Source organism: Nostoc sp. DedSLP04 (assembly GCF_034530775.1).
Lineage (GTDB): Bacteria > Cyanobacteriota > Cyanobacteriia > Cyanobacteriales > Nostocaceae > Nostoc.
The window spans coordinates 79,959-91,594 of sequence record NZ_JAVRCL010000031.1 but is presented as its reverse complement, the minus strand read 5'-3'; the positions used below and the strand labels follow the sequence as shown (position 1 = coordinate 91,594).

At 39.1% G+C, this 11,636-nt stretch carries 8 protein-coding genes; 7 read left to right on the top strand and 1 reads right to left on the bottom strand.

The window, feature by feature from the left end; genetic code table 11:
* Nucleotides 1-125: 125 nt before the first annotated feature.
* Nucleotides 126-890 carry a peptidylprolyl isomerase gene (locus tag RMX89_RS18880; protein ID WP_322690005.1) on the bottom strand — a complete coding sequence of 255 codons (765 nt, stop codon included), beginning with the start codon at nucleotides 888-890 and terminating at the stop codon, nucleotides 126-128.
* Between the two features lie 596 nt (nucleotides 891-1,486).
* Here RMX89_RS18880 and RMX89_RS18875 point away from each other — a divergent pair.
* From RMX89_RS18875 to RMX89_RS18845, 7 genes are all read left to right on the top strand, one after another.
* Complete coding sequence (locus RMX89_RS18875) at nucleotides 1,487-1,639, top strand: hypothetical protein (RefSeq protein ID WP_322690004.1); 153 nt, start codon at nucleotides 1,487-1,489, stop codon at nucleotides 1,637-1,639.
* Nucleotides 1,640-2,015: 376 nt separating this feature from the next.
* Nucleotides 2,016-3,101, top strand: coding sequence for a hypothetical protein (locus RMX89_RS18870; RefSeq protein ID WP_322690003.1), 1,086 nt, complete (start codon nucleotides 2,016-2,018; stop codon nucleotides 3,099-3,101).
* A 32-nt stretch (nucleotides 3,102-3,133) separates the two neighbouring features.
* Nucleotides 3,134-3,445 (top strand): carboxypeptidase-like regulatory domain-containing protein, encoded by a 312-nt coding sequence (locus RMX89_RS18865; protein ID WP_322690002.1) that lies wholly within the window; start codon nucleotides 3,134-3,136, stop codon nucleotides 3,443-3,445.
* 147 nt (nucleotides 3,446-3,592) lie between these two features.
* Nucleotides 3,593-3,826, top strand: a complete 234-nt coding sequence (locus RMX89_RS18860) for a hypothetical protein (RefSeq protein ID WP_322690001.1) — start codon at nucleotides 3,593-3,595, stop codon at nucleotides 3,824-3,826.
* A gap of 392 nt (nucleotides 3,827-4,218) precedes the next feature.
* Complete coding sequence (locus RMX89_RS18855; RefSeq protein WP_322690000.1) at nucleotides 4,219-4,473, top strand: hypothetical protein; 255 nt, start codon at nucleotides 4,219-4,221, stop codon at nucleotides 4,471-4,473.
* Nucleotides 4,474-4,891: 418 nt separating this feature from the next.
* Nucleotides 4,892-9,676 (top strand): translation initiation factor IF-2 N-terminal domain-containing protein, encoded by a 4,785-nt coding sequence (locus RMX89_RS18850; protein WP_322690009.1) that lies wholly within the window; start codon nucleotides 4,892-4,894, stop codon nucleotides 9,674-9,676.
* On the top strand, nucleotides 9,654-11,477 hold the full coding sequence (locus RMX89_RS18845) for a phospholipase D-like domain-containing protein (RefSeq protein ID WP_322689999.1): 1,824 nt from the start codon (nucleotides 9,654-9,656) through the stop codon (nucleotides 11,475-11,477). Before RMX89_RS18850 ends, RMX89_RS18845 begins: the two co-directional genes overlap by 23 nt.
* The last annotated feature ends 159 nt before the right edge of the window (nucleotides 11,478-11,636 follow it).

The following is an 11,636-nucleotide window of genomic DNA, read 5'->3' as shown; positions in this document are numbered from 1 at the left end:
ATAATTTAACAAAAACCCCCACGCTCTGATCTGAGGTTGGGGGTTTTTGTTTCTCATGAATTGCGCTACTAATGCCACATAACACTTTTAGAGGCGATTCGATTGGGTTAAAGGTTTATCGCCTGTCACCTATCCTCCTTTGCTTGTCGTGCAGACATGATTTGCTTTTGCTGTTCTTGTAGCCAGTTTTCAAAGAGTTCATTCAACAGGCGCATTTTCATAAATTCATCCAGTTGTGCTGGAATAAATTTTTCTAAACGCAAAATCACAAACCATTCAGCGATACGGGTAGGGGGCAATATCTGACCTGGTTGACTACTAGAGAGCATTTGCACCATTATCGGATGTAGTGCATTCAGTTCAATCGGGCCTACCAAGCCACCAGTTTGGGCTTCCGGACCGAGTGAGTATTCCCGCGCCAAATCAGCAAAAGAGTTTTCTTTTGCCTGAATCCTAAAGTAGAGTTCTTGGGCAATTCCCACATCCTGGGTTCGCAGTAGGGAATAAATTACTTTGTCCAGTTTTGCCTTGGACTGAAAAAAGTAAGATTCCAGTTTATTACCCCAAGTGGCTTGCTTGAATTTTTCAATTTTCAGCTTACGAGTGGTAATAACTTCTAGTTGATCGGGAGTCAGCCCTTGATGTGCCATCCAAGCCTGGATATCTTCTTCATTTTTAAACTGTTTTTCAGTGTAAAACTGTTGTTTAGCTTGGGCTACTTCCTCAGGAGTACACTCTATAACTACCTTGGCGGAGCGTGAGTTTTGCTCTATCGCCTCATCAATGATTAATTCTCGCTGCAACTGTGGCAGCATTTGGTAACTTGCCAGTAAAGAAATCAATTCACTAGCTGTAATTGTACGATTACCGATTTGGATCGCTTCAGTCATTAGCTTTCGGTCATCTCAAGAATATTTAGTCTGTTAAAGAAGCTATACCTTAGCCCATTGTCTAGGAACTTTTACCTTAATTCTACAGGGTTAGGTATATTAACCTCACTTTCGCAATAATTAAATAGTTACTTGCTAACATACTTAAAAATATACAGTTTGTATGAGTTTTTATCAAATATTCTACGCAAATGCTAGCAGATATGAAGATAAAGATAAAAGACAGTTCTTGCTAGTACGACTTTAGAAGACAAAGTTTATAGACTGAGTTAGGGTGTTTTGAGGTTTCTATTATTTATTACACGTAGAGCCACAGTGGTATTAGTGTCGCGGTTCTTCTCCCAACCTCGAAAGAGGGTTTAGTACATAAAGGTAGACGCCAAGTATTTTCATGAGTCCGCGTACCCCTACGCGAAAGCGTTCGCGCACCGTTTCGCATCTAAGCGTTTAGAATTTTCTCAAGTAGAGCAGGCATAATGTACTGAGGGCGACGCTCCTATGTTACTAAAGCTTCTTTACAAGACGCTGCGCGAACGCTATCAAGCATCTAGGGGGCCTGTTTACAAGTGTTTTGGGTATAAAGGGGGACGCCTTATATGCTGCCTTTTCAAATAAGGGTATTATGTATTTTATATTACATAAATTACGCAACTGGCACAGTGCGATCGCTAGCCAGTAGTACAGAAGTATTTAATTACCCAGAATGTAGCTTGATTGGCTTTACTCGAATTAGTAATAATAATCAATGATGTATCTTGAAATAAATCATATTGCTTGCACTATATTAGTTTAGCTAAAACTGAAAAGTTTAGCTTATCAAACAGGTAAAACTATTTACAAGCTTAAGCACAATTTGCTTTTTAATTATTTAGTTGAGCAACAAAAACGTCCAGAAATTGCTATGTCTTCTGTGTAGTTTTTCGGTGCTCGGTGCGCTTCGCACACCATTGCTTGTGCCAGTTGCGTAAATCCTGAATAAATTCAAATTAAATCTTATATCTGTGCCTAATTTGGAAGAATTAATCTTGCTGTAAAATACAGCATTAATATAGATAATTTTGTCTGGCAAGTGGGAATTATAGGTTAAAATTAAATATTACCACTTTACCTGATGATCGATTAGAAGTGCGATCACCTGGTGTTGTGACTCGCATCGATCCAACAAAACTTCGCACCGATCCAGAATTAGGATTAGTCTTTACAATTCAAGATTTACAAACTCTCTTTGGCGTAACGGCAAAATTTGATATCAATGAATACGCCATAGTTTTAGATGTTCCAGGACTAGATCGATTTAGTGGCAAATTGGCAGAAACGGAAACTCCAATTCAACTAGAAGGATTACCACAGGTTGCACCTCAAAAGTTTAGTATCGCTGCAATTGAACAGAAGGTAAATGCTAGCGGTAGTGCTAGCAGATCGACAAACTATAGAGGTGATTTTCTTGCTGTTGGTAGTGCTTTTGGTGGTTCGTGGTTCATCCGCACCGATCAACCAAATTTAGAAAATCCGCAAACTTGGAATATTGCCGAAGCGCAGTTTCTTCGACAAACTAATTCAACTGATTATTTTGTAGTTTCCCAGCCAACGTTTTGGCAGACTCAAGGAACAGGAGACTATTGGGGTTTTACATCCATTCAACAACAGGGGTTTGTACCACCTCAACCCTTCGGTGGTGGTTCTTCCGATCCTCGCCAACAGTTACAAGCAGATTCTATTGGACGGACAATTTCTGGTAAGGCTGAACCAGGTACATTAGCGCGATTGGTGCAAGGTTTTGGCGATCGCGTGATTGCCGAAATTTTAGTTGATTCTTCTGGCATTTACCGTTTTGAAAATATTAAAAGCCAAAATCAATTTTTGGGCAACAATTATCGCATCTTGCTGTATCCCCAAGGACGACTCACCGCCCAACCAGAAATTCAAGAGGCTAGTTTTTCGACAGTACTAGGACAATTACCAGCAGGTGCTTCAGGATTAATCGTTTCTGGTGGCTTACGACGGGATTTTGTGGGAAATCAAAGTTTCTTGGGCAACTTTTCTGACTTTCAAGGCGGAATTGCTGGGCGTTGGGGTTTATCGGAAAATCTGACAGTAGGTTTAGGTGGAGTGTATGACGAATCGGCTAGAGCCTTAGCAGAATTATTTTGGCGTCCGGGAAAGTTACCTTTGCAGGTAGCAGTTTCAGCATTGACGGGTAATAGGATGTAAATACAGATATTCGCTATAATCCATCTTTCAGCTTGAGTACTGCATTTATTAGCGATCGCTTGTCTAGCCGTTTTAATCTAGATTGGCGAGTTTTGCCTCAATTTATTTTATTCACTAGTACTGACACACAAGCGATCGCAGGCGCACGGGTAGAAGCTATACAACCAGATCGGGGGACTCGGCGTTTTTCTGTCACCAACGGTGCTGGAGTCTATTATTTAGAAGGCTTACCACAGGGTAAATACACTCTACAAATCAACGGTAAATCTTCTGGTAGCTTGACATTGGAAGAGTCTTCTGAGGCATTTCAAGAGCTTAATTTACAACAGTCGGCAATCCCCTAAGAGACTTCCAAAAAATAAATTATCCCAAATTATATTTATATTATGGGCACACAGTTAGCTGTGCAACCCAACCGAGAAGTATTAATACACGATGCATTTCTGGAAAAGACATTGTGGCAGGTGTAGTAAGAAAGCAAATATCACTTGATGCTCAAGTTAGCTCAAGGGGGTCTAATGATCGATCGCTTTTTGAATCTAATTTTTATCGATTCCTTCGCTGTAGTAATTAACCTGACATTTGGTACATTACTTCGCACTAAAATCTGCAATTATTCATGGGATGGAGTTGTAAATGATGAACCTTCAACACCAGAAAGTAGCGCTAGTTCTTCTAAATCTCTACCATCCTTAGAAGAGGTACAAACTACTCCTCTTCGATGAAATCTGCCTGCTGTAGCGATTCTCATTTGAATAAAATATAGGCTTGCTTAGGGGCGTACATCTGTGCGCCTCTATGAAAATCTATATCGATCTGTGGTTAATTATATTGATTGTCACAAGCAATAAGGGACTTCCAAGTAAAAAAATATTCCATAGCAGAGAGACAAGGAAGAAAGAAGTCTAGTTGAGTAAACAAATTGGATAATTTATTTTTTGGAGTTCCCTAACTAAAATTTTAACGGGAATACGGTAAAATCCAGAGGTACTTTTATTGTTACCAACGCGGGTTAAGGATGGAAGTAATATGATTACGTTTTTGGCTGGGGGTGATGTTGCTCTTTCTGTGACGCTATTGTTGTGATGTCATAGATGTGGGCTAGGCAACTCTAATTTTGAATATAGTTGCAATAACTTTAGGTTTTGCGATCGCTACTTTAACCGGATTAGGAGAAAAACGTGTTACAGCAATTACAGTAGAAGTAGGAATTCAAAATCGGACACTAGCGATCGCGATCGCTTCTACACCTACACTACTGAACAGTCCTACAATGGCCATTCCTGGGGCAATTTATGGTCTGCTAATGTTTGTGACTGGTGCTGGATTTGCTTGGTGCGCTAGTCGTCGCCAAGACTTGTTGAAAGCATAAAAGTAGTTTGCCTCATGCTTTACAAGTATTTGTAGAAATTGAATTATCCAATCTTGTTACGTTGATGTTTCTAGCCTCTTCTGCTAAACCGATTGATGACAATCTCAAAAATTTTGTAGACGAAATTGAGGCGATATACTGGGCAAACTAGCCATCACCAAAGCTGGCATTTTTCATAGTAAAATTTCGGTTTTGAGTAATTGTGTAGGATTGAGAATACAGAATAGATAGCAATTCTATTTGATTTTTGAAAATTGAAAATCTTAGATTATCGACCTCTCTAAGAGGGCGGTAATTTTATTGTTTGTGGGTAATACTACCCAACATAAGCAAAGCCGCAGAAGTTCATGATGATGTTCCTTCTCAGCATTTGGGAATACTAGACTTGGAAAACTTTGTTGGCAAAGGCAAGCAGTGGATGAACAACGCGCAAGTCAGAATCTATGAGCTATCAAAAGAATTGAATTTGGAGAACAAAGAGTTACTAGCAATTTGCGACCAACTCAACATCGTGGTCAAAAGCTATAGTAGCAAAATTTCAGAATTTGATGCAGGACGAATCCGTTTGGCTGCTAAAAAATATGCATCTACAAATGGGATACAACAGGAATTAGCTATAACAAGTCATCAACCAACTTCACCAAAGACTATATCTCCAAATCGGCTTGCTCCCATTCACAAACAACAAATTTTGGAAATTAATCAACCCAAAATATTAACAAATCGTCCTTCTAAAACGCCAGAACTATCCGTTACTACATCTTTCCAAGCAAGTTGCTTAAATATTAAAACAGATTCGGAAAAATGGGGCTATGTCTTCTTAGGTTCTTCGGCAATTAATAGTTTAATCAGCAATTTTGAAAGTCAAGTAGTCCTTGAATCATATCGTGAACCTTGGCAGCGACAAGAGCGTGCTAACGAGTTAATATTTGATTTACTAGGTCAAGAGCCTCGCTTAGTATATGTACGCCGCAAGGGTGCGGGGCAAAATCCTGAAGAAGAAATTTGGGATTTAACCATAGCAACAGATCGTGATGATTTTCAATTACCTGCAAGACTTGACAAGCTAGGAAAAACACTAGGATTCATAGTAGTTGTACAACAAAATGGAAGGGGCGGTTTAAAGGTACTATCTGCTAAGTTGCTAGAACTTTCACAGGGAAATGCTGATGGCTATACTGTACCTTATTATTTACGGTTGCTGCCTAATCATCAGTATCGTATTGATATTCCGTCAACGGCATTGGCACGGATGGCAGCTATGCCTATATGCGGCGACCATCTGCCTACAGAAGATCATCTGCGAATTTGGGAAGTATTTTTACAGATTGAGGAAAAAATCGCTAAAACACGCCAATTTTGTGTGCCTTTTTTCAGCCACAATGGCTTCGGAAAACGGATCACTTTTGAGATTGACGTAATCTCAGCTACTCTTGACGGTTCTGATGAAAATTCCTTGGCTGTGGAAAACTTCTGGGAACGGGTAAAACGAGCAAAAAATGAAGAGGTTAAGCTATTCGAGACTACTCCCAAAGGACAAAACTGGCGCAACAGCCGCCAATTAGGAATTATTGAAGAAGTTATTCCAAACAGTTGCATTATCCGCGTAAGGCTAGAACGCGATTTAGCAGACTACATGGCAGCAGGACGTTATCAGCTACCAGCTACCGGATTTTTGTTTTTTGAGGCAGTTGGTGACATCCAACAGATTAAACGCAAAAAAGAAGCCTTGGCACAATTAAGACAAGGACGCACCCAAAATCCCTATTTGGGAAACTTTTTATTCGACGCTTCCCAAGCAAGACCTATTGAAAAAACTGTCGAATTGCAACCAAAGGATTTGTTGTTATCCTCAGCTAATCATAGCCAGAAAGCAGCAGTAGAAACAGTGCTTGCAGCTGAAGATTTAGTTTTAATTCAAGGGCCACCAGGTACTGGGAAAACTACCGTAATTGCCGAGATTTGCTATCAAGTTGCTCTACGGGGTGGACGCACTCTAATTACTTCTCAAGCCAATTTAGCAATAGATAACGCCCTGAGTCGATTAGTTCATAACCCACTAATTCGGGCTGTGCGAAAGGGAAACGCCGAAAGAGTTGGAGAACAAGGACAGCCGTTTTTAGAAAATCGAGTGATTGGCACATGGTTAGAAAATACTGCTACAGACTGCGAAAAAAATCTTGCTAAACACCTCGATAATGTAAGAGTTTTACGTGAATTGCTGGCAGCATCACAACGATTCACAGCATACCTGAAAGTAGAAGAGGTATTTAAGAAAGAGCAGGATTTATTACAGACGCGTAAAGCAAATTTAGAGTCAACTTGTACGACCCAAAAAAATGAATATAATCAAGCCGCATCTCAACTGGCTGAGGTCGAATCTCTGAAAACTGCTTTAGAGGAGTTGCTGAATCAAGCACCTTCAGTAGACTGGCAAGATCCAGCACTTCTTAATTTGTGGGCTGGTCTGAATAAATACACATCTACAGACGCTTCCTTGCGAAACTTTGCTGCAAATCTTCGGTTAGCAATTAATTTGGCTTCTGAACTTGGTATAGTTCGTCCAAATCATAGCTTATTTGGTTTAGCTGGTTGGTTGCAGAAGACTGTAGTTTCTCGGATTACTGAAGTTAGCACAGCATTAGCCTACGCCAGTGATATAGCTATGGCAATGACCGAAGCGGAGTTAGCTGCACAAACTTACACACAAAATTCAGAATATCTTGCTCGCCTAAAGTCAAATCACCAACAATTGCTTGCTAACCAGCAAAGTTTGCACCAAAGAATTAGGAATCTACATAACCGTGAATCTGAGGTCAGTTTAGCAATAAATGATCTTGATATATGGCTGTCTACAGCTAATTTAAATATTGCCAATGTATTGACACAGTGCTTACAAAATCGTCAAGACTTTACAGTTGACTTAATCTTATTACCTTCGGTATTACGAAGCATGACGATCGCAGATCAATATCTACCTTGGCAACAAAGTATTGATCGGTGTCAGTTGAAAGTCAATGAATTAATTCCAAATTATCGCCAATGGGATAGGGTACGCAGTCGGGTTACTGAAATCAGAAATTTACTTGTGCAGGGACGAAATATACTAAATAATCGCTCAATCGATGAAGCTGCCATTTGGCAGGTGAGCGTTATTAACACGCTAGACCCTGTGGAATCTCTTAGAAAGCTGAAGCAACTAGCACAAAATAGCATCGATGAGATTGAGAAACCACTAGGGGTTTGGGGTCGGATTATCGAATGGATACTTGCGTTTGCTGTCAACCAGCCAAGTTTGGATTCCATAGCTCAAAAATTACGTCCATATAGCCGCCGTTATGGTGCGGCGGTAACTCTTGAGGCTATTAGGAGACAAGCCCAGATTATACGTCAAAGAGTTCAGCCTGTTAAAAGTGAATCCGCTATCTCCCAAATTACAGAGGAAGTGGTTAATGGTATAGTTACGAGTGCGCGTACATGGCTGAAGCAACTACAAACTGAAACAGAAATAGAGCAAAACCAGCTTGAGGTTCAATTAAATGAACAGATGAGGTTGGTAGCTAATGAGCAGCAAAAAATATCTGCTAATCAAGAGCAGCTAGAAAATTATCGCAGTGAAGCTGACTTCAAATTTCAAAGAGCGATCGCACTCTTACAAGAACTTTTCCCCTTCCCATACTTACCCAAAGAATTAAGACTTTTAGTGCAAGAATACCTCAATAATCCTTCAAATATTCTGACTAAAATACCACAATTTAGAGCAAAAATACGGGACTGGGAAAATCGTACCAAGCAACTTGATACTTTAATGTCCTTGATCGATCCTTTTGCTACACTTTCCACTAGCAAAGACCTGCTCATAGTTCGCATTACTAGCTTGCAGGAAACAACGGAAACCTACAAAAGCCAATTTATAGAAACTCAAAGTCAAATACAGACAATTGTTGAGCATTTACGGCAGCAATTAGAATACATATCAACTGAACGAATCTGGTGGCAGTCAATTTGGGAAACAATTCCTGGTAAATTCAAGCTTGAAGTTGATTCGACAGACTTGTTTAATTTGGACTTTTTACGCAGTATCAAGGTAAAGTTTGAATATTGGCAGCAGCAACTTCAAAATGAAGAATTTTATCTTAATCGATATCAGCACTTTGTTCAAGATTGGATAGCAAAATTAAGACAGCCAACGGAAAGCGGTCGCAACGATTTAAGGCGGATTTATCTAGATAATGCCAATGTCGTTGGTATCACTTGCGTTCAAGCTGCAAATTACAATTTTTCACAAGAATTCAAATACTTTGATGTCGTCATTATTGATGAAGTTAGTAAATGTACTCCTCCAGAGTTATTAATCCCCGCTTTGAAAGCCAAAAAGTTAGTCATGGTAGGCGACCATCGGCAATTACCACCCATGCTTGACACGAAGACTTTAGAGGAAGTTTTTCAAGAGATTGGTAGCACAAATACAGAACTACAATTATTGCAAGAATCACTCTTTAAAATTCAGTTTAAAAGTGCTAATGATAGCATCAAAGAAATGTTAAATATTCAATATCGAATGCACCCCATAATTATGGAAGCAATCAATCAGTTTTATGATGGTAAACTAGAATGTGGTATTTTAGAGCCGGATACAAAACGCGCACATAATTTAGCAGGCGAAATCATCAAAAAATGTCACCATCTTATTTGGATAAAAACGCCTGGAAGTAATAAGTTTCAAGAAGAAACGATAGGAACTTCATTTTTTAATATTCCAGAAATTAATGCAATTGAATATCTATGTAAGCAATTTGAGAGTACTTGGGCTTCTAGAGTTGCTAATGGTGAACCAAAAAAAGAAATCGCCGTGATTACTTTTTATGGCGCTCAACTCAGAAAAATTGATGAACGCCTGCAATCTAAAGATTTCCCATCGTTGCAAATCACCACTGGTACAGTAGACCGATTTCAAGGTATGGAACGACCTGTTGTAATTGTGAGTATGGTTCGCAATAATAGTAGAGGAGATGTGGGATTTGCTAAGAAACCAGAACGAGTTAATGTTGCATTTTCCCGCGCTCAAGAACTATTAGTCATTGTGGGTTGTCATTCCCTATTTACTCAGCAGCGTGGACAAGTCGGAGGTATGTACTCCAATGTTTCAAATATCGTGCGTCTACATGGAGGTTTCATTGATGTTTCTCGCCTCTTCTGCTAAACCTATTGATGAAACTCTCAAAAAATTGGTAGACGAAATAGAAGCGCAAAGTCCTAGTTTATCAGTTTTAGCAGCGCGTCAATTCCGTTATAGTTTGCTTCAAACTCCGGTAGAACTGAGCATTAAAGAACCCCGCCAGTTTAACGTACTCGAAGAATTTATCATCCGTGCTGCTATTGAATTTCAACCTCCGCCAACAGAGGATGAATTAGCCTCTATACTTGGGCTGGATTCTGTATTTATTAAAACTACTACTGCAACTCTTCGTTCCTTACAAACTCTATCACCAACATCGCCACTAACAGCCACTCCTGAAGGCCGCTCATTTTATGAAAAAGGGTCTGTGCCACAACCTCCATATCCTGTACAGATTAATGCTATTACAGACCCTTTAAGCGACAGAATAACCTTTCAATCTGAATCCTTAAATGAGACAGTGATAAATTTGCCTGATTTGGCAGACTTTATCACTATTGATCGTACAATTGCTGATATTGCTTCCTTACCCCTTGAGGAAATCCAAAAAAGTATTCAAACTTCAGGTTTAGCACTTCATTTACCAGAAGAGGGAAAAATAGTAACTTCCTATAGAGTACTAGCTTCGACTCAAAAAATCTGGAAAAAAATATCACTTTTCGTTATATTTGATGCTATTGAAGATAAATTGACTATTCAAATAAGGAATGGAAAGCAAATTTTAGAATCAGGCTCAAATTGCTTAGAAGTGCTACACAGTGAAGGTAAAATATCTTTGCAAGCATTATGTAAATTGCCAACTGAAACTATTAACTTTCAACGTGAAGCTATTCTTAAGCAGAAAAATACTGAAATAGAAGTTAGACTCGAAAAAATTCGCCAAAAGGCGCTAGAAGCTGCCATAAAAGCTACTAGTGAGATAGATAACTATAAAGCGTTAGGTGAAGCTGTACAGTTACGCGATGGACAAATTAGCCTAGCTTTTTCAGAAGTTTTAAATTCGGCTAAAAGTCAGATTCTAATTTATTCTCCTTGGGTTAATCAGGCAGTTGTTAATGAAAAATTTCTAAATTTATTACAGAAATTAGCTGATCGCGGAGTTCGGATTTTAATTGGACATGGAATTGCACGACGACTAGAAGATGAAGATAAGCCAATTCCACCAGAAGTAGAGAAAAAACTTCGATCGATAAAAACGCCTGATGGTTTACCATCTGTACAGATTTTTTGGTTGGGAGATTCTCATGTCAAAGAAGTAATAGTTGATAAACAAATCCATCTTTGCGGCTCTCATAACTGGTTATCCTATCGCGGCGATTACCTACCACGAGGTGAGTCAGTTTATAAAGTTACAATTCCCCATCAAGTCCAGGAAGCTTATGAATTTCTCGCTAATCGCTTCCAAAATCACGCTCAAAAATTATGGGAAAATGCTCTCGAAAACCGTGATTCTCAACTTGCTATAGAGTCTTTATGTATCTGGAGTGCGCTAGGTATGGAAGATATTGCACTCAAAGAGATACAGAAAAGCAATTGGCTAGAACTTATGTCTGTATGGTTAAATATAGCACTTCAAGGGTTAAAGTCTAAGAATATACAAGCTGATTCAGCAAGTTTTAAAACTGCACTTTCTTTGCTGAGTCATGTTTCTATCGAAGAGACTTTTATTGATTTATTGCAACAGAGATGGCGTCAAGCGATCGGCGCGATCGCAATTAACAATCCCGAAACTGCTTTAAATTTACTTAGTGATGAAGTATGGGCGCAGTTTATACGTCTCAAGATTGTTCAAGAGAGTGATTCACCCAATGATTTTATTTTGTAGCATTATGTAACCTACACTAGAAGATTTTTCCTACTCCAATAGTAATAATTTCTCAAAGACAATCCAGAAATATGCCGTCTGAAATATACCGTCTTGATTTCGCGGGGATTGTCAATTAAATGATTCTTAACCTTTGATTGACTTAAAGATAGATCCAGA

What these genes read in the sequence shown, in the direction of transcription:
- RMX89_RS18860 (WP_322690001.1), top strand. Translation starts at nt 3,593, where the DNA reads ATGCTCAAGTTAGCTCAAGGGGGTCTAATGATCGATCGCTTTTTGAAT.
- RMX89_RS18875 (WP_322690004.1), top strand. Translation starts at nt 1,487, where the DNA reads ATGCTGCCTTTTCAAATAAGGGTATTATGTATTTTATATTACATAAAT.
- RMX89_RS18845 (WP_322689999.1), top strand. Translation starts at nt 9,654, where the DNA reads ATGTTTCTCGCCTCTTCTGCTAAACCTATTGATGAAACTCTCAAAAAA.
- RMX89_RS18850 (WP_322690009.1), top strand. Translation starts at nt 4,892, where the DNA reads ATGAACAACGCGCAAGTCAGAATCTATGAGCTATCAAAAGAATTGAAT.
- RMX89_RS18880 (WP_322690005.1), bottom strand. Translation starts at nt 890, where the DNA reads ATGACTGAAGCGATCCAAATCGGTAATCGTACAATTACAGCTAGTGAA.